The organism is Spirochaetota bacterium (genome assembly GCA_040756435.1).
Lineage (GTDB): Bacteria > Spirochaetota > UBA4802 > UBA4802 > UB4802 > UBA4802.
This window is the reverse complement of record JBFLZD010000058.1, coordinates 1-21144: the sequence shown is the minus strand read 5'-3', so window position 1 is coordinate 21144 and position 21144 is coordinate 1. Positions and strand designations below refer to the sequence as shown.

General features: G+C 40.3%; 12 protein-coding genes. 6 read left to right on the top strand and 6 right to left on the bottom strand.

Going from position 1 to position 21144, the window contains the following annotated elements:
- The 4 genes from AB1444_13645 to AB1444_13630 all read right to left on the bottom strand — a co-directional run.
- The coding region (locus AB1444_13645; protein MEW6527694.1) for a toxin TcdB middle/N-terminal domain-containing protein at positions 1-7892 on the bottom strand (7892 nt) is incomplete at its 3' end.
- A 36-nt stretch (positions 7893-7928) separates the two neighbouring features.
- Positions 7929-9362 carry a hypothetical protein gene (locus AB1444_13640; GenBank protein MEW6527693.1) on the bottom strand — a complete coding sequence of 478 codons (1434 nt, stop codon included), beginning with the start codon at positions 9360-9362 and terminating at the stop codon, positions 7929-7931.
- Positions 9359-10036 (bottom strand): hypothetical protein, encoded by a 678-nt coding sequence (locus AB1444_13635; protein MEW6527692.1) that lies wholly within the window; start codon positions 10034-10036, stop codon positions 9359-9361. Before AB1444_13635 ends, AB1444_13640 begins: the two co-directional genes overlap by 4 nt.
- A 64-nt stretch (positions 10037-10100) precedes the next feature.
- Positions 10101-11543, bottom strand: coding sequence for a hypothetical protein (locus AB1444_13630; protein MEW6527691.1), 1443 nt, complete (start codon positions 11541-11543; stop codon positions 10101-10103).
- 351 nt (positions 11544-11894) lie between these two features.
- Here AB1444_13630 and AB1444_13625 point away from each other — a divergent pair, with 351 nt between their 5' ends.
- Positions 11895-12908 carry a hypothetical protein gene (locus AB1444_13625; GenBank protein ID MEW6527690.1) on the top strand — a complete coding sequence of 338 codons (1014 nt, stop codon included), beginning with the start codon at positions 11895-11897 and terminating at the stop codon, positions 12906-12908.
- Positions 12909-12911: 3 nt separating this feature from the next.
- Here AB1444_13625 and AB1444_13620 read toward each other — a convergent pair whose 3' ends face one another.
- Together AB1444_13620 and AB1444_13615 are read right to left on the bottom strand one after the other, a co-directional pair.
- A complete protein-coding gene (locus AB1444_13620; GenBank protein MEW6527689.1) occupies positions 12912-13529 on the bottom strand; it encodes a hypothetical protein in 618 nt (205 codons plus the stop codon).
- Positions 13530-13546: 17 nt separating this feature from the next.
- Positions 13547-17269: an Ig-like domain-containing protein gene (locus tag AB1444_13615; protein ID MEW6527688.1), complete on the bottom strand. Its 3723-nt coding sequence runs from the start codon at positions 17267-17269 to the stop codon at positions 13547-13549.
- A 212-nt stretch (positions 17270-17481) separates the two neighbouring features.
- Here AB1444_13615 and AB1444_13610 point away from each other — a divergent pair, with 212 nt between their 5' ends.
- The 5 genes from AB1444_13610 to AB1444_13590 all read left to right on the top strand — a co-directional run.
- On the top strand, positions 17482-17691 hold the full coding sequence (locus tag AB1444_13610) for a delta-60 repeat domain-containing protein (GenBank protein ID MEW6527687.1): 210 nt from the start codon (positions 17482-17484) through the stop codon (positions 17689-17691).
- A gap of 856 nt (positions 17692-18547) precedes the next feature.
- Positions 18548-18862, top strand: a complete 315-nt coding sequence (locus tag AB1444_13605) for a GIY-YIG nuclease family protein (GenBank protein MEW6527686.1) — start codon at positions 18548-18550, stop codon at positions 18860-18862.
- Positions 18863-19256: 394 nt separating this feature from the next.
- Positions 19257-19814, top strand: a complete 558-nt coding sequence (locus AB1444_13600; GenBank protein ID MEW6527685.1) for a cupin domain-containing protein — start codon at positions 19257-19259, stop codon at positions 19812-19814.
- A 33-nt stretch (positions 19815-19847) separates the two neighbouring features.
- Entirely contained in the window at positions 19848-20219 is a 372-nt protein-coding gene (locus AB1444_13595; protein MEW6527684.1) for a PTS sugar transporter subunit IIA, read from the top strand.
- Positions 20197-21144: hypothetical protein (locus tag AB1444_13590; GenBank protein MEW6527683.1), on the top strand; the 948-nt coding region annotated here is incomplete at its 3' end. The genes AB1444_13595 and AB1444_13590, both read left to right, overlap by 23 nt.

Below are 21144 nucleotides of genomic sequence, written 5' to 3'. Positions count from 1 at the left end.
TCAGGATAGGTGGTTTTTATTTTTCGCCCCATACAGTCATACTCGTACTTTGTTGGATAGAGCAGGGATACCGGCGTGTAATCAAAATTTTCTCCCTGCTCAAAATACGGCTTGCCCTCGGCAATGACTCTTCCCTCTCTATCGTACACCTTTGCTCCACTACAAATAAACCCGTATCCCCCTTCCACCTGCCCCTGCGTCTTTACCTGTAACTCCCGCCCTATACCATCAGAAAAACGTATCACCGCTATCACCTCGTTGTATCCTGCTCCACTGCGATTATACGTTACCGCTTTTGCCGGACTGCTTAGCCCTTCGGCAGTTACTATCGCCCCCGCATACACCACCTCTATGGCCGCCCGACCACTTGCCATATCATACGGCCCCCATACGTACTTGAGCCGCCCAAAAACGTCATAATGGTACTGAAAGCTGTAACCATTGATGTCACGGGTAAAGTACGGCGTGCCAAAGGCGGGATTATACCTGGCCACAGCTGTGTAGCCGTAAGCATCGGTTGTCTTTTCTATGTAGATGCCGGTTGAGTCATAGGTGTACTGGATGTAGTAGCTCTGGCCTGCATAATTGGCCGGCTCCTTTACCACCACGATGTTCCCATACTGGTCATAGGCAAAGTCCCATACCGCATACCCCTGCTGCCCGCCCATGATTCTAAGGCGCGTAAGGTTGCCCTTGCTGTCATATGTGCCCGCTCGGTTTCTATACACCTTGCCCGTGTAATCAACAACAGCTATCTGCAATGGCCTGTCCAGTATGTAGCTTGCGGTGTTGTAATTGTAGCTTATGGATGCTATCACATCATCGCTTTGCGTGTCAGGGCTTCCTTCATCTTTATACATGGTCACATTGCCCCAGTCATCGTACGCATAGCGCTGTGTGTGCACCACCCCTGTACCACCGCCCTCACGGTAGGTGGTTTTTTCTGTAATAAGATACGGATATTTTATCTCGTAGAGCCACAGTGTTGTGGCTGGTAGTATGGTGCGCACCCCATAGGTGTATTCTTTTTCAACATATACCCTGCCCTCTGCATCCTTAATCACCTGCTTTTTCATCAGTCCTTTTGTATAGTAGTCATCTACCATATATTCTTTTTCCACCGTGCTTCCGTCAGCCTTTTGCTCCACTACCTTTGCAAAACCCAAAAACTCGCGGTTCTTGCGGTCCTGCACTCCTCCTTCATACTGGTACTGTGTGGTGTAGCAATGTTCACTTTCAGGAGTTGGGTCAAGGTTAGTGGTCCCATCATCTACTGTAACGCTTGAAAGCACCCACTGGCTTTGCGGCATTGCCCTCGTATTACCCACACGCTTGTAATCAAGCTCAATTTTACCGCCAATAGAATTTTTAATTGCTTTTAGCATATTGGTTTTCCCGGTGCGGTTAAGGCGTGCTTTAAGCGTACCTTCACTGTCATATACAATGTCAGGCAATCCATCGCCATTGATATCACGCAGTGTATATTGGGTGGAATTGGCGTCTTTAGTTACGCTCCCTCCTCCATCAATAATAATAGTAGCTATGGTTATTAATGGCAAAATAGTAAATTTAACACCTAAAGTGAGCGATGGTGTCCACGATATACCATATGTTTCTTCCATTTTACCAATGCTTTTTTTATTATATAAAACAAATCTATTACCGGTGTTTACATATATTTTTAATCCATCATTATATTCCACAATTTTATCCGGCAATCCATCACCGTTGATGTCTATGAGTGTATACCTGTCTCCCTCATTAATAATTGGTATATCCATCTTTTCACTGCTATTTTCAAGTACAGAGACACCACCACTCAAGAACGATTTATCATTACTATAGCCCACGCTTAACGACTTGCTTTTATTCTTTGTATGTTGTATTCCATTGAAATTTTCCAAAGTACACTCCTGTGATAAGCTGTATCCAGTATTGTATTGTACCGAATATCCATTATTACCATTCCCCTGAATTCTATCGGGCAATCCATCTCCATTGATATCCTGATAATCAAGGATGATATCATTATCCCCAGTACCAAATAGATAAGAAACACTTGGGAAAGATGACATAATTTTTGTTATTGTACCATCACCTTTAGCTATTGTTTCAATCTGTTTTGCAGCAGATTGAGGACATATGCTAAAATTATAATTTGTACTTACAAATATTTGTACAGGCCCTTTAATTGCAGAAGTACGCCCTACATATCCACCCTTAATATCTGTATAAATAAGTTCATTGTCCGTAATAATATCCGGGTATCTATCACCATTAATATCAAAAAATTGGCGCTTTGTACGACCCGTGCTTGTTGTGATAGTTATAGATGAACCTATCCCTGAGAAATTCCCGGTAAAATTATTTGTCTTTGTTATCTTTGAAACACCTCTCATATCAACAGCACTGGTAGTTCCCGCACGCAGCGTCCCCATTCCCTGCAATACAGATTCACCTTCATCAGCAATATCCGGATTATTTAATAGGTCTTCAATATTTTTCTTTGCCACGCGCGTTGCAGCAAATACTCCTGGACCAATCCAGCAATCGTCATCCATACCACGCCATACAGGATACGATGGATTTGTTGTTTTAGAATTTACCCTCTCTAATTCTTCCTCTAATTGCGTATCAACTTTTTCTTTATATTTTGGTATCATTGAAGAACAAATAGCTATTTTTTCAGCAAACTTTTGCGGGTTGTTTTTTGCTTCATCAATATCTACTTTTAAAAGATCGGTATTTATTGTTTCAACTTCATAGTTGTAAGTATTGGGAGCATTTTGTCCATACATAAATGAATCAGCATTATACCTTCCATAATACCAGTTTCTAAAACCTCCTGCAAACGAAATATCCTGTGCCGGATCAATTGTTGTATATACAATATATTCCACCCCGGGTATTTCCATCCACATTTCATCGCCACTTACCCATGGATTATTACTGAAAAGATCATACTCAACTTTAAGATTAAATTGCAAGCCTTCCGTTGTTGCTGCTGTAATGATATAATACAGGTCATCTGCTTCATCAAGATCTAACTCCTGCTGCAGTACCAGCGTTTCTCCAGCTTGCAATCCTGTATGAGTGTCATTCACTACTTTTCCTAAAACATCTGCCACATATCCCAACCCTTGTCTTCTTTTCTTTATACTCAATACAAGATTTTCCATATAAGGAGTATCTTTTTCATTGGTTGCCGTAATTGTAATACGATATTTCCCTTTACGGGGTACATTCCACCCTTCAAACACATATGGATTCAATGGATTTTGCACTTCATTTCCAATATAGGTAAGCGGTTTAGTATAAAGACTTGTTACCACCGGGATAACGAATATTCTTTCCTTAAGTTTTTTTATATTATCCTCCGACATCTGATTATCACCAGTACCTGGATCCACATCAGTATATTGCAATAATGGTCCCATATATCCATCGTCATTTTCCCATTTAACTTTTCTATAATCAATTGGGGTATCACTCTGTAATGTGCATTCAAATATTGTTTTGTTCATTGTTATTGATTGAACGGTATTATTATCACCCACTATGCGGGATTCTCTATTTTCTACATCTTCATCAACTCTATCTGGTATATCTACTGTTCCAACAAATTCCGCACTTATGGGCAATGTATATTCCCACAATGTTTGTATATCTGTTTGGGTTTGAGCGTTATTACTGCAATCAATTGTTTGCGTGATACGCTTTTTTATTATTTTAACCATTATATCATCTGAGGTTTTTGCATATTTACAAATTTTACCTGCATTGATTTTTACAACTCCTGTTACAGGAGTATCAAATACACCTGAGCCATAAACATAAAAATCTTCTGCAACATTATACTTATATATATACATATTGTTTTCATCAACTGCCTCCGGTACATACCCTTTATAGGTAATGACCGGATTCCATTGAACTTCATCATATGCCCCATCTCTATTGCAGTCAACCCTGAAAAGAATATATTCACCACTTTTTACTTCCACATTATCCAGTGATATCTGTTTACTGCTCCCCCTTGCAACATCTTCATATTTTGGTAATGCAGAGTTTATGGTACCTGTTTTTTGTATACTTACTTTCACTCCATCTGCAGTTGTGTAATTTTCCGGAACACTTTTTTGTACAATCACATTACCGTTAATTGTTATCTTGCCGTCAAATGGTGCTCTCCACACCAGCACCGGGTCATCTCTGAAATAATATTCTAAAAATGAGTATTTACTTTCAGCTTCCTCACCTTCATCAACCGGTGAAACTGGTGCATTAATTTCATTTGTTACGGGTTGACTCCCTTGAGGAATTGCGGTAGAAAACTGCACTGTCCCATCTGCTTCATTATATCCATAGTTGTAGTACACTTTTCTGTCTTCAATGAAGTCCACCAACCCATCCCCATTCACATCAGCAAAGTAACTTAGTGTTTCAGATTTTGAATTCCCGGTTTGGAAACGTGCCCCTGCCATTCCTGCATTCAATCCCACTCCCTTTGTCTTTGATATATTTTCATCATCACCCAAAGACGGTAAACCCCTGACATCTTTTTCTGCAGCAAAACCATTAATCCCCTCACCCATTAAGTTACGTCTATATTTCAATCCACCATCAGAATAAACCTGATCAGCCAATCCATCTCCATCAATATCCATAAGGAGTATTTTTGTTTTTGTATCAGTTTTTGATACACTATACTCGGCCCCTACCGAAAACATTTTCTCAGGATTTCCCGGTGCAACATTACCAGAAAACTGAAACTGGTTTGTACTAGATTTTGATCCGCCAATACTCCCATAATGAAAAACATTTGTATCATATACCTTTTCGCTTATATTTGCTGATCTGTCCATCTCTACCACTTCACCAAACAAATTCAAATGCTCATTACCCCAACCAATCTCATCATAGTATTCAAAGTCATGCGCGTAGAAAAGCTCTCCATTCCCTGCACGAACCTCCACTTTTGCTAGCAAACTCTTATCAAATGCTCCGGTAGTATACTGCAGCATATACCGCCATATCGTCTCACCGTTGTAGCCAACAACTATCTCCTTATACCGCTGTGCAGTGTACACAATAAAGCCCATCCTGCCATCTATCTGCACATCTGGACGCCCACCTTCACGAATAAACTGCACACTAAATGGTCCATTGGTTTTGTTATAACCCGTATAATAAATAGTATCAAGGTATACCTGCACATACGGGGTACTGGAACCCGGTAACGTTCCGGTAACTTTTGCATACGTATAGTGCACACAGTTGCCATTGGGATCAATCATCCACTCTAAAAACCATTGCGCAATTTTGCCACCACTTGAAAGCCGTGCGGTATCGGTTTCCCCATATATGTACTGCACCCCATTTTTATGGGTCACTATCCACTGATTGCCCTGTTTTACAATCCTGGCAAAACCTCCTTCAATTCGTGTGCGATAGTTCCCATTGTTATCCACCGGCACCAGCTGGCTTCCATCAAGCACATACACATCGGTGCCATCGTAACGAGCTGCACCCCACTTTGTATCAATACTGATTGATGAGATGCGCATATTCCAGCCCAATCCAAAGGGACCACTCCCTCCCTGCTGGCTGTAGGTAAGTTCCAATTGTGGTTGCATCCCTGCTCTTCCCTTTGGGATAGTTATGGGAAAACGCACCCCTGCATCACCCGTGTTACTTACCTGTGGTGGCTGTATAAGCTGCATACCCGCAACCGGATCCCCTGCCTTAATGTCCTTGATGCTATTGGGATTAAACATCAGTGCCTCAGGATGCTCCGGTACGGAAAGCGTTGCATTGATAAAATCAGTAAAGTGCGTTGACTGTGCCACCACCAGCCCGCCAGTACCAGTACTACTTACCGCACTGCGAGCATACAGAGCAAAATCAGCTTCTTTCTTTGTAACAACACGGCTTCCCTCCATCCGCTTCCATATACCACTTACGTCATCGTAATAATACATCTGTATCTGCTGCTCATTGGTTCCGCTCAATAGCCTGCTACTGTCATACGGAATACTTATGGTAATTGCCTTTTTAAAGCTACCATGTGCTTTGCCGTTAAACAAAAACCGGTAACCAGCAGCTGGTGCGGTTACATTGCGCATACCTGGCGTAAGCGGTGCTACATCCTTTTCCCCTAACGGAATAATGGTAATGGAAACTGCCTCATCCACCGCTCCTTTTGGTATTTCAATCTGCACTCCCTGGTAGTATATGCTCTTTGCACTTGAAGGCTGTACTGTTATTGTTAACCCTGTCCCTTGCGGAACATCAGTGGTGGTGCTTGTATCATTGGTGGTTGTGGTATCCCCAGTACTCTGAGTATATGGGCTGTATCCTGTATCAAGCACCAGTGTGGCAGTTGTGCTGTGTGCCGCTGCACTATCATCATACAGGCGCTGGAGGCCCTGTGGAGCTATTGCTGTGTACTGAACTACACATTCAAGCTTCCAGGGGGTAGCATCATCCTGATGCTGTAGTCCCACCATATCCTTGCTTATGGCGGTAGTAAATCCCCCACTTATGCCTGTGGGAATCTGACGTCCTCCAATGGTAAGCGTTGCAACTCCTTCCTTTGTTGCATACGGCGTTACAAACCCTTCAATGTACGCTGTGCGTCCAAAGTATTCACCATTGCGGGGATAGCTTATCACAATCTCAGGTTTCCTCTCTCCTGCTGGCGAGCCACATACTATAACCTCGCCCACAGTACATTGCTTTTCATCACCAGTTACTATCTGTACCGCATCAGTGACATATGCATGGTTACAGGTTACATAGTACCAGCCTGCTTTTGATGCCGCTATACTGCCAGCCTCAATAAAGCCTGCACCATCTTTTACATTTACCTTTACATTACCGCCCTGCAAATATAAAAGTACCCCATACATACGTACCGGCTGTTTCACGGTTACTATCGCCCCCGCTGCTCCAATAGTTACTGTGCTTTCCGTCATACCATCAACAAGTGCATCAGTTCCAGCCCTCACCTCATTATAACCAGTATCCTTTACCGCCACCACCCGCACATTTTTGGGCGATAGTTCCTGACCATTACCTTTAAAGTATAAAGTGTTCTTACCCGGCACAAACCATTGCACACATACCTGTACGCTATGCTGCCGCATAACGCTGTTACCTGCTGCCTCGGGGATGGATAGCCCGCCAAGCCAGTCGCATTCGTTTACTTTCAGCAGGGCATTCACCGGTCTGAATATCTGAGCCTCAAAAACCACATACATACGCCGGTACTGCCAGGGGTTTGGTATACTCACCTCAAAACTGTCACCTGCCTCATTACTCTTTGCCAAATATACATCAACAGCTTGCAAGTTTTCACAAGCTTCTACCTGATTGCTGTCAGCACCTTCCAGATGGGTATAAACACCCATCGTAGTTTCTGTGTGTCCCCACAGTTCAATGTGGGCAATTGCTGGCTGTGTACCACACGGTGTTACTTCAATCACACACTCATTCAGTGTGCTTTGCACCGGTATGTCTATCCAGCCACTGTCGTGGGTTGTAGTGTTATCAATTGTGGAAAGTATATTTCTTTTTTTGCTATCGCTATATATGCGTATGCTCACATCATTAATACCATACAGACGCAATGTGTCCACATATTGCGCACCACAGGGTATGCTAATGATGGTTGTTGTAGCAGGATGCCATGCGGTTTCAATCCTGTTATCAAAGGCATTATACACCTCCTGGTTTACAGGGTTTCCCTCAGCATCCGTTGCAGTAATGCCATCACCATAAATACGCACCGGTAGTACCGGGGTATTTACTGCTTCCTCTTTACTGCTCTCCCTGCTACATGCTGTAAAAAACAAGCTACACAACAATAGCCAAAATGCCAATTTCTTCATAGCGTATTCCTCCGCTATAGTCTTTTTTTATTGAGTTTACCATAGTTGTCCTTTATCATTGAGCTTTAAACAGTACACATCAGCACCGGTGCCACTTTCAATAGACATACCGGCCACCGCCAGTCCATCATCCCCGGTACGCAACACCTTCCTGCCGGCATATCCTGTACCTTCGGTGGTACCATACACCTGTTGCCACAATAACTGGCCATCTGGTGAAAGGGATAAAAGCAGCAATCTACTGGTGCCCTCATTCTGTGCCACCGTGTAACCGGTGCACACAATATTGCCCGCAGCATCCCGTGTCATACCATACACCCCACACGACATCCCAATAGTAAATTCCTTTTTCCATACCTGCGTATTGCCATCACCAGAAATCCTGGCTATCCATATACGCTCCTGATTCAGTGTGTGGTACGCAATGCCACACACTATAATGTCTGCATTTTCAAGCTCCATCACATCAGTTGCGTAATCGTAAGCGTCAATGTCATATTCTTTACTCCATACGTGCTGGCGCATGCTGTTAATTTTTACAATCCTGCTATCCGCTCGCACCAGCGTCTCATATTCCACATACCCCGCAAAAAGATATCCACCATCCCGGCAGGCAATAATACGGTGCACCCCATCGTTATACTGCCCGCCAAACAATGCATCAAAAAGGCTGCCCACAATATTCCCGCTGTCATCAACCTTCATAATATACACATCAGCACGGCCACTCCCTGTTGAATCAGTAGTGGCAGCTATCATAAAACCTGAATCGCTTCCATTATCAAAGTGTATAATACTGTATCCTTCATCCCACTGCAAGCCACCATATATCTTTTCCCACATCGGGTCACCATTGCCATCATATTTAGCTATCCATATATCGCCGCCAGTTGTGCCACTGGCCTTGCATCCCGTCACTACAACACTCCCGTCATCAAGTGCCACAATACCACGTGCACTCATATACAAATTTTGCGAATATTCCTTATACCACAAAAGCTGTCCCAATGCATCAACACGCATAATAAATGCTCCATAGCTCCCTGTGTAATCGGTTGTACCGGTATACACATACCCACATCGCAGCGTTCTTGCCATATCTGTTACCGTATCGTGGAAACTACTGCCATAGAGCTTTTCCCACATTGGGCGCACAATAAAATCACTTACCACGGTATTGTCGTTCACGGTTACCTGCCGCTGCACAGGAACTATCTCACAATGTTCAAGAAAAGGTACAATGGTATAATCACTTTCCCAAGCCTGTTCAAAACGATACAGGCCAAGCTCATCGGTAAACGTTTCCACCGTACCGTATTCAGGATGCGTAAGCTGCACACACACCCCTTCCATACCCTCGCCACACAGCATCACCTGCCCCTCAATGGCTAAATTTTCGGCACCTTTTGTAGAGCATCCCACAGTCGCAATGACAATAAGTATAAAAAGTATTGCTGCGTTATGCTTCATATCTTTTTCTCCTCATTGGGAAAATACACAATAACACCCATTCTAAGCGAAGCGTTGAGCAAATATAACTCATCATGTTTAGTGGTAATAATTGAAGGTACAAAACTTCCACCACCGTACACTCCTATAAGTATATCAAACCACTTGAATACTGGTACTCGTATGCCACAACCCACAAAGCCGCCATATTCATACTGCTCCTGTAACGAGTTGGTTTGCATATACACACCATTCAGTTGTACGCGCTCGGTATCTCGTTCCAGCGGAAGTTCAGTATACACAATTGCATCAGCAAAGAACCACTTATAGACAAACAGTATCCCTGTATGTAGCGCACAGGTATCAATGCTGTACTGCGTTTTCATCTCCTGCGCCAATACATGCCGGGTAATAGCAGCTTTACCATCCCATAACGTAAAACCACCATGCAATATAAAGTATGGCGATAGTTCATAACCAATTGCCTGGGTTGCCCCAAAATATTTCCCTTTTTCGCGCTTCAAATAATTATCCGATGTATAGATTGACCCCGCGGGGTAGACAAACCCATAAAACCCACCCACAATGCCAACAAACCTGCTATTGGGTATTTCCTCCTGCGCCATAATTTCCGGCTGCGACAGAGTTAGTTGTGCAAAAACTGTATTAATAGCTATCAGTACCGTTACTACCATTACCCCTATTCTTACTGCGCAATGTGTCATAGCCAGATAGTCCTTATTTTTTTAATTCACATCCTTACTCTAACCTTCGTATATACACCACACCGCCATTATCATTGACAGTACTCACATAGGTAAATGGCGCACCAATTGCCACCACACCATTGTTGCTTATAGCTAAAGAATTACCATAATAGCATTTATTGTCCCTATCATCAGCAGTATATGTAGTTACATATTCAAGGGTTGTCCCATTTAATTTGTACACAAGCACCTTACCCCTGTCCACACCGCCATCATCAGAAAGCGGTATAGCAGCACCAATATATTGACCATTTGGTGAAATAGCCACAGCTTTACCCAGCGCATCGCCATTTGCCCCTTCAGTATTTTTTACCTGTGCAAGCAAAGTATAGGCATTGCCACTTTTCTGGTACACATACAAACAGCCTTTATCATCGTCTGATGCAATGTCATATCCCGGTGCACCAACAACACATAAACCTGCATCATCAGTCACACTGATTGATCTTCCAAAATCTGCATATACTTGATTGTCATCTGGATTTATAGAATAACCAGACGTAAAATATGGAACTGGGAATATCCGTACGATCCCTTTATTATCACTATCACACATACCGGAACAAAGGTATTTACCATCTTTGCTTATTACTATTGAATACGGCTTGATTTGAACATAAGTTACAGCATTATTTGACTGATATTGCCCATTAGCATTTTTATCATAATATATACGGATGTCTTTTCCATCATATGAAACTATTCCAAGATATGACCCGCTTGCATCGGTAGTTACATCATACCCAAACGATGCCCTACTCGATGTAATTTCCTGCCTCAACTGCCATCCATCGTTATACTCAAATACATATACTGCCTTTTTAACAGGTGCACCGGCAAAAAGCCACCTGCCATCACCGCTTAATGCAACACTAAAACCAAACTTATCGCCTGCCTGTACGTCACCAGGTTGTAATACGGTACATTCCCAATCAATGTCCTTCTTCCTGAACACATACACAGCATTGGCATTGCCTTCATAACTTCCTGCAGCAACAACCGTACCATCATCAGAGATAGCCACATCACCACCAAGGTATGTTGCAGGCTGATATAGTAACCGCTCAATATAAAAAATTGAATCTTGATATACTATACTTCCCCCACGGCTATTAAAAAACTGCCCATATATTGTTTGCTGTCCATACTGCAATGGCAATACCCACTGTTTTGTAGGGTTAAAAGCTTCTAAGCTGCTCCAGGTGCTTGCATCCCGGGAAAACTGCATGGTAACAGCATTTACAACATTACAGGCAATACTTACCTGCTGTGAATATGCATATTCTGCATCATCATCAATAACTATAGTACCGCCAGACATATCAAAGGGGTTGTTATCCAGTACATCGGTTGGATAATCAATATCACTACACCCCACTACACAGATAATAAAAACCAATGACACTTTTGCAATTTTTATCATGCCCTGTTTCATTGTTGCCAACAATTTCTTATATATCCCTGCACACTCAATGCAATGGAGCATATTCACTATAGGTATTAAAAATTTGCCCCAAACGTTTCATCAATGAAAAGAAATGTATTCTAAATCGTGGTAATATCTGCATAGCTTCCGTTCAATACTTATTGGTGTATAAGCCCCGTACAGCATCTTTATTATGAATAATATATATGCTTTACAATATATAATGAGCAAATAATAATAATCAATATAAATAAAATAATTATAAAAATATTCTTGATAAAATTTATGAATTTATAATAATTGTCACTTATAACAAAACGCTTATTAAATACCATTATGCACATTCTCCGATATATCATCATGTATACACTTCTGCTTTTGCCATGCTCAGCGTATGCGCAGTATTATCCTTTTGTACTCAAAGCAAATCCGCCTATCTGCAACCAGTGTAAAAATTTTGACATGTCATTGTTTCAATCACTTGTTAACGCTCTCATTTCATCGCAAATCTTTATTGGCGATAGTTCATTATATTCAGTCCCTGCCGGCGCTTATAATCCACCATCAGCAGACAGCCTTACACGCACACTATCCCTTACAATAACCCGTACCCATACCATTCAATTCAAAGAGCTTACTCCCTATCTTAAAGAAAAGATGGAATTTGAAGAATATTCAATACAGGTCACTGTTTCTTCTGCTACCAACCCCCATGAGTTCTTTGTAGAATATCAGAAGATTCCACCCCGGCAGTTAGAAACCACCTTCAATGACATTGCACAAAAAATAATTGAATACTACGCTTCCCAGCGTATTCCATTACTCTACCAAAAGCCATTTGCCATCCACCTTACTGCAATAACCCTTGCACCGGTCTATATTACAGCTCCAAAAAATCTCTCTGACTATGCGCATTCTGCAGCAGGGGCTACCTGTATGGCAACTATCGACAATACCTACTACCATGTAAGCGTAATGCCATCTATTACCTGGTTCACCCTCAATAAACCTGTTGCATCAATTCAAAGCTGGCACAGTATAGCTATCATGCTCAATGCCGGTTACCGCCTGGCTCTTCCTTTTTCATTTAGCATTACTCCCTATATAGGAGCAGGCTACATACTTCATATCATCAATGGCGATAAACACCATACCTATCCACCCTTTTCATATGCACGTGAGTTCCTCTATAACCCACAGGTAGCATCAGGCATCACTCTTGGCTTTACACTTGACCCGCAACTGTCACTCACCGGTAGTGCAGCTTATACCATGTTCTTTGAATCATCGTCGTATTATTCATACATACAGTACTTGTTTGGATTTACCTTCCACAGTAATCTTTTATTAATGCAGTCCACTGTACATCATTAACCGTTACTTGTTATTTCGCGTAAAACCTTTTCGCCGTTTTAAATGGAGTGAATCAATCATTGTCATAAACGTATCAAATACATCCTTGAACTCATCACCCTTTCGTAACGGGCGTATTACCGGAACCTTCCCTTCAATGATTTCATTCATATAGCGCTTTAATAAAAACATAGGACCTGCCACTCTGTGTGTACGACGTACAATGACAACAAACACTGCAACAACAAGCACAATTGCCAGTATGCCATTTATCCATAAAAGGTATTCATTCATTACAATTGCTTTATGTAACAGTTCATTGCTTGCTTTTAAGGCTTCAGTGTTTTTCTTTAAATCGCCAATTGCCTTATATGCTTCAAAAACTAAATTTTTCCTGTTGCCATATCGCGACAGCATTTCAATGGATTTCAGAATATCTTCCTGCACCTTCTGCAAATCCACCTGATGGGTAATGGCTTTTGATAACGTATGGTTATTCCATACAAGACAAGACGCAGTTATTATAAATAAAAAACCTATGCATAGTGCAAAAAGCCCTGCTACACCAAAAGCTGTTTTTAGCTGGTAATACTTATTAATAATAATTGAACGTTTTTTTCTATGATTTGCCTTTGTTTTCATTACCCCATTTACCCCTATTAATTCTTATTATACTGCAATTGCAATGTATACTGCTCTTTTGTATTCATTGACCATCCCATAATATTAACCGGCACTAAATAGAGATGATATTGCTCAAACCTATCAGTGTTAATTCCCAGTTGATAGTGTATCTGTCCCCCTATTCCACTATGTAGTGTATCAGGATCAACAACATACTCTCCACTCTGGTTAATTATTCCTAAAGCAACTTCACAATTTTCAGGTATTCCAGTAATATCAATGGTTAATGTGCCATTGGTAATTCCAGTATTTGATGAATTTACGGTTGCAAGGATTTTATGTCCATTCCCTGCATACCATATGCTGCTCCAGCTTTGATATGCATTTTCATACAATAATAACCAGCTTTGCCCATAATCATTTGATACGTATATTTTCTTACCACACACTACAGCTATGCTACTGCCATCATCAGTAATACTAACTGCTTGACAGACAGGTGAGCCGGGAATATTCCTTGCCACCCAGCTTACTCCATAATCTGCCGAAATCATGATATTACCATTTAGTGCTACCGCCACAAGTACCTGCCCATCCGATGAACTTGCCACTTCCATCCAGCTTCCTTGACCTGGCTGACTTAACATGCCCCAGCTTTCTCCACCATTTGCAGAATTATACAGGTAGCCATTATATACCGCAGCTAATAGCTTTTGACCATCTTCTGAGCCTGCTATCCCAATCCAATTTCTTATCTGTTCACGTGCCTGCCAGCTATTCCCTCCATCAGATGAAGTGTAGATATTTCCCCCATACACCACTGCAGCAAGTTTTTCTCCATCGGCCGAACAGGTTATCCCCCGCCAGTTTCTGGTTCCTGCTACAGTTCTTTCAACCCAGCTTGCACCATAATTGTCCGATGTATAGATATAGCCTCCATTTACACTGGCAGCGATAAAGGCTCCACTTTCAGAAACTGTAATTCCACGCCAGTCTCCGCTTCCTGCCCCGGTACATTCATTCCAGGTAGATCCACCATTAGTAGATACGTATATATATCCATTTTGTGCAGTGGCTGCAATAACACTACCATCATCATTACAGGCAATCTTATTCCACTTTTTGTTTTCGTTATTTATAACCTTTGTATGGAACTGCGTTAATTCATACACCGCTCCTGCTTTTGGGTTTACATTGACTGTGTAAATGTCAATATCATAGGGATCATGAATATAATTATATTTTGTTAACTGGATACTTCCCGATGATATCGTAACAGTGAAGGCTATCAACCCCTCTTCCCTATCATTTTCCGGTTCATCCGCATCTTTATATAGCCCAAAATGTTCGTTCTGTAAAAATTCATCCCAGTTATAATCAAGAAAATCTAATGAATATGGATTGGATGTTTCATACCATTGTTCATGTGTCTTTGTGGTAAACATTATTGAAAGCCCTGAATGAGTATTTCCAGCAGGCATTACCTTTTTTAACACACATCCTGAAAAACTGTTGGCAGTATTAATGAGTGTTGCATTGCCTGTTGCCTGCAAAAATTCCACAAGGTCTACATACCACGGGATGGGATAATAAAAGTGTGCAGCAAAACGGGCAGTATCTATTGTTGACGGATTTGTAATATATATACTCTGGCACACTGGTACCACAGTATTCATAGTATCTGCGGCTGCTTTAATTTGCTGCAAATCTATTAGCGCCAGTGAACGCTTATCCACCTCGCCGCCTGGAAGCGGATATGCGCTGGTGCTACAAATGCTTTGGGCAATTGCATAAGCCATATTAGCCGGTGGCGGCTGCTGGTTCAGCGTTGAATAGAGTGCATTGGCAAGTGCTGTATAGTTAAAACCACCCGCAAGCACATCACCCTGAGAGGCCACCATATAGTGAGTCCCCGTTTTTTCACTTCTCAGTTCATAGGCTACTTCTACAGTACTTTTTACCGGCGCATCCATTGCTACTACCGGTATAGTATAGTTTTTAATTGCTTCTGCAAAATCATGCAGTGTTAAATATGAGTTTGATGTTGCATCGTGTGCTATGCACCACAGTGGCCGTACCGTTCTATCAAGCAGCACAAAAAGTATTTGTTGGGGGTGATAGTTACTGTGGATAAAATTAAGCACTGTTTGTATTGTATCTTTATTTGCCATATCACATTCATTGCTATTAAATCCAGCAGCAGACAATGGAATATCACGCCTGCAACCATATATACTTTCAAACAGTTGTGTGTTGTTATCATACTGATAATCTGCAAAACCTACTATTCGTAACATTGCAGGGTTAATATTTACCGATCCCTGTATTAATTCATTGATGTCATGTATGATATACTCACCACCCGTATAATCAGCTGGCATATAGACAAGTACCACAGTATTGGTTGGAAATGGATTGGTTACATATGCATACGAATAATTCTGAATCAAGGGATTACCGTGAATATCAGTTGCATCAGTGGTAACCTCCAGAACATATTCATAAAAGCCAGCAAGGTTACTGTAGGGTGTAACTGTACAGCAATAGGTAAGTTCATCATAATCAATCGTGACAGGGATTATATGGCCATAACTATCGCGCAAAATAATACTAGTATATAGCGAAGCATCATTCATTGGTTCACTAAAATCTATTTGGAATACTGTTTCCACATCAATGGGGCTTACAGGAGTTACGCTGATAATTTCAGGCTGTATATTCTCCTGCATTGTTCTAAATGTGCTGGTAAAGTTTTGCGCAAGCGGTATACCACTGGTATCTTTAATTTCAGTTGAGATAGTTACTGTGTAATCAGTGTCAAAGTTAAGGTTATCGGGGATAAACGTAGCGGTATAATTTTCAGGATTATACTGCAATGTGCCTGCAATGCTACTTCCTGTGCTATCCTCAATAAGCAGGCCCTGTGCCAATGTACTTTCCTGTACCGGTTCGCTAAAAGTTACTACAATATATTCACCAACCGATACATTGGTTTGTCCATTAACAGGGTAAACCGATAGTACCTGTGGAGGTACTGCCTGCACGGTAAACTGCCAGCTATACGGATTATCCAGCGGATTGCCCGCCTCATCATGCAAGTCGCTGGTTACATATACAGTATACGTCAAACCTTCTATTAGTGGCTGCAATGGTGTACAAATAATCTCTTTATTTTCCGCATTGTACCAATAATTATATGGAATATTCTCCCCATTAACATCCAGTATACGTACACCTGAAGGAATGCTTGCAACATCTATATGCCCATTATCAATAATTCTAAATGTTATACTTGCATTTTTATTTACATTGCTTCCTGACGGCTGCACTGACGAAGTATCAATACTCGGATTTTGCAGGTCATAATATGGTGCAATGGAAAAAGACCAGCTATAACCATCCTTCATATGTAATCCACTGGTATTATATACCCCGGTGGTAATATATACAGTATATTTTTCACCCCATGCAAAGCCATCATTTGCCGTGAAACGCACTGTTTTTGCTGCAGGTATATAAACATAGGTACCACTTACTATGAGATTTCTCTCATCCACTACATAGAATGTGGTAGCATTAACCGTGTTCATATCAATATCATGGGAAAAGGTTACAGTAACAGAGCTATTGGCAAATACTATTTCATTTGATAAAGGTGTGTGGGATACCACCGATAAATAATTTTCACTAAGATCTGTATTTTTTGACTGGTAAGGGCCAATCCTGGTACATCCAATAATAATCAGCAGTATCCCCACAAAACAGCACAATAATATGTTTTTTTTCCTTAAGCCGGGACAAAATCCATTAATAAAAAACATAGCCTGTATACTTTTTATTATTTTTTATTCATTTTCTACAAAAATATTATTGACAGATAAATGTCAACACATTAATTATTTTTATACTATATTTTTTTAATAATAAGAATTAATTTTCACTCGCATGACATTTATTTCACTATAGTGAAATTAAAAAATTTAATGTTTTATGTTGTTATGTACCAGGCATTGTAAGACTTAATCCTGATGGCACACTTGATACAAACTTTTTACCCCAAGGGGCATCTTTGTCCGTTACTTCAATAGAGCTATTAGATTCAAATTATGCAATAGTTGCTGGAGGATTCTTTGGTATATCATATTTAATTAACCCTTATATTGCAAAAATTATTTTATAAAATAATAAGTGGAGTGGAGCCTTCTCACAACAAAACGTGGGGCTTGCAATGACGTGTGTGCAATGTCATTGCGAGCGTAGCGAAGCAATCCCAATGCTGCAGAAGACAAGATTACCACGCACCTGCGGCGCTCGCAACTATGGGATTGCTTCGTCACTTCGTTCCTCGCAATGACAAGAGTGCTAAGAAATTGCAAAGATGTATCTTTTGGGACACCCCCATATGTCCACATTTTAAGTAATATATTTTTTCTAAAGTAAGAGAATAATAAATCTTCTTCAAAAATAACACCTCAGTTGCCAGCATCAAAATTTTTATAAAAATCCTATCTGCGCATCCTGAAAAACATATATCCACAATCAAGTTTGATTTTTTGGTTTACGTATATTCTGTTTGACTTTTTTTCTTAAAACCCTACACGTAGTACCTAAGTATACTATCTATATTTTTAAGGAGATACCACAAAAGTTTATAATAATCAGAATAAGATGCAATACTATATGTTTCGACGAGCGAAGCACACTCTGTCATTTCGACAAGCGAAGCACACTCTGTCATTTCGACGAGCGAAAGCGAGGAGAAATCTTCCCTTACTAAGCAAAGATTTCTCGCTTCGCTCGAAATGACAAGAGTAATACACTAAATGACATTTACATTTTGTAATTTTAACGAGCACAAGCTTTTTTATCATTTTTAAGAGTTAAGCATACTCTGTCATTTCGACGAGTGAAACATACTCTGTCATTTTTACGAGTTAAGCACACTCTGTCATTTTTTACGAGTGAAGCATACTCTGTCATTTTTACGAGTGAAGCATACTCTGTCATTTCGACGAGCGAAAGCGAGGAGAAATCTTATGAGTAACCTCAATTTTTATGTTTACATCCTCACTAACTGGAATAATAAAGTTATGTATATTGGTATAACAAATGATCTTAGAAGAAGAATGTATGAACATAAAAATAAAATGCTTGATGGTTTTACAAAAAAGTACAATGTTAATAAACTTGTTTATTATGAGTACACAAAAGATGTTCATATGGCAATTACTCGTGAAAAGGAAATTAAAAAATGGCGTCGAGAAAAGAAGAACAATTTAGTAATGAGTATAAATCCTGAATGGAAAGATTTGACTGAGGATTGGGAAGATTTCTCGCTTCGCTCGAAATGACAAGAGTAATACACTAAATGACATTTACATTTTGTTATTTTAACGAACGAAAGCTCTTTTTATTATTTCGACGAGCGAAGCACACTCTGTCATTTCGACGAGTGAAACATACTCTGTCATTTTTACGAGTTAAGCACACTCTGTCATTTTTTACGAGCGAAGCACACTCTGTCATTTCGACGAGCGAAAGCGAGGAGAAATCTTCCCTTACTAAGCAAAGATTTCTCGCTTCGCTCGAAATGACAAGAGTAATACACTAAATGACATTTACATTTTGTTATTTTAACGAACGAAAGCTCTTTTTATTATTTCGACGAGCGAAGCACACTCTGTCATTTCGACGAGCGAAAGCGAGGAGAAATCTTATTAAATATTATATTTTATAGGAGTTTTTATGAGCGAAATTAAAGTTGGTGAAAAAATAAAGGAATTCCGTGAAGCCAAAGGCATGTCATTAAATGAATTGGCTGAAAAGACTGGCTTTTCTTCTGCATTTATTTCCCAGATAGAAAATCATCTTATATCACCACCATTAGGCGCGTTAATTAAAATTTCCCATGCCCTTAACTTAGAGATGGGAAGATTCTTTGGGCAGACGACAGAAGCACCATTTACCATTGTTCGGAGCAGTGAACGCCAGTTGACTTCACGTGTTGCATCAAAAGAGGGAGTACGATACGGATATACGTATGAATCCCTGGCACCTGAAAAAGTTAACCGGCACATGGAGCCCTTTATTGTAACGCTTGAACCTGTTACCGGCGGGCAGCCATACAGTCACGAAGGCGAAGAATTTATCTATGTACTTGAAGGCCAGGTAAAAATACAACTGGCCGACTACTCTGACATTTTATATCCCGGTGACTGTATTTACTATGATTCAATAGTACCACATAGAGTGGATACGGCAACCGATTCACCAGCAAAGATTCTTGCTGTCATATATAGTTAACAATACAATTGTAAATATTGTGGAATCACACTGATGCATGTATCTTCCAATGAAATATTAACATTATTACTTTCAATCAGTATAATGCTGATTGTTGCAAAATTTTTCAGCGAATTATTTATACGCTTCAAAATGCCTGCCGTTATATGCGCAACACATCCGCAGGGGCTGGATTTTGATGCCCCTGATGGTAAACCTGCAAAAGTAATTTTTATGGTCATAACACCTCAATATGATAATGATGTGCAGATTTTTATCATATCAAAGTTAGCTCAGCTATGTTCAAATCCTAATGTCGTGTTACAAATACTGAATGCAAAAAATAATAATGAATTTATTGCCATTCTTAAAACAACATCACACATTATGGCAATGGAGGGATATGGAACTTTCACACATAATTAAAAATGATGATGACAGGCTATTTATAATTTCACCTGAATGTTTTATTGTATTTACCGGCGATTCATTAGAAGATGAAAAACCATTTATACGCATTGGCAATAGCCTGTCACTGACACCGCGTATTATCCCCTTAATTGAGAATATCATTATTACTGATCTTATAACTGGCAACCCGGCCTGTGAACAGTATAACATTGACCCTCGCTATCTTTCGTCAAACCGGTATATTGGCAGTAAGCTTATTGTAAAGCGCTATCTTGAATTTCAAAAGCTTTTTGGGCTTGACCTCAATAATGCAACTATCGTTGACATTGAAGAAGACATACCACAGCTTTCCAAGGAACAGATTATCTCCGACAAAGAAACATTTTTAGGTGTTTTTTATACCGATAGTAACTTTAAGATACTCCACAACCAGAAAACAATGTTTGACTTAAAAGAAATCCACAAGGAATATCCTGGCGATGTTCTTGTCCACACCAAGCTATCAGAATATTCCAAAAATTCACGATATGCTGGTTGCGGTTTTGTTATAACTGATGGAGCTACGATTGTTTATAAAAATAGTTCTTTCAGCACTATTGATATCCCAACACGCTACTACAGTGCATTTGCACAACTTCAGATTGATCCTGCAAATATCCGTGATGTCATAATCACAAACACCAATAGCATGCCACTGGTCCCACTTATAAAATGGAAAAACGCAACAGGTGGGAGGCTAAGGATATTTTATAACAATGACGATGAAATCAAACTTTTGCAAAAGCTTTTTAACCAGTGCACGCTGCATTATAAACCATCAAAAAATTTTGTGTGCGATAATCCTGAAGGCATAACCATACAAAACATTGCATCATCCCATAATTGTATCATTACACTAAAAATTGTAAAACCTGCCACAAAAGATATTGCTATTGTCTAC

Coding starts and splice junctions, on each gene's coding strand:
- AB1444_13640 (MEW6527693.1), bottom strand. CDS start 9,362: ATGAAGCATAACGCAGCAATACTTTTTATACTTATTGTCATTGCGACT.
- AB1444_13635 (MEW6527692.1), bottom strand. CDS start 10,036: ATGGTAGTAACGGTACTGATAGCTATTAATACAGTTTTTGCACAACTA.
- AB1444_13630 (MEW6527691.1), bottom strand. CDS start 11,543: ATGAAACAGGGCATGATAAAAATTGCAAAAGTGTCATTGGTTTTTATT.
- AB1444_13625 (MEW6527690.1), top strand. CDS start 11,895: ATGTATACACTTCTGCTTTTGCCATGCTCAGCGTATGCGCAGTATTAT.
- AB1444_13620 (MEW6527689.1), bottom strand. CDS start 13,529: ATGAAAACAAAGGCAAATCATAGAAAAAAACGTTCAATTATTATTAAT.
- AB1444_13605 (MEW6527686.1), top strand. CDS start 18,548: ATGAGTAACCTCAATTTTTATGTTTACATCCTCACTAACTGGAATAAT.
- AB1444_13600 (MEW6527685.1), top strand. CDS start 19,257: ATGAGCGAAATTAAAGTTGGTGAAAAAATAAAGGAATTCCGTGAAGCC.
- AB1444_13595 (MEW6527684.1), top strand. CDS start 19,848: ATGCATGTATCTTCCAATGAAATATTAACATTATTACTTTCAATCAGT.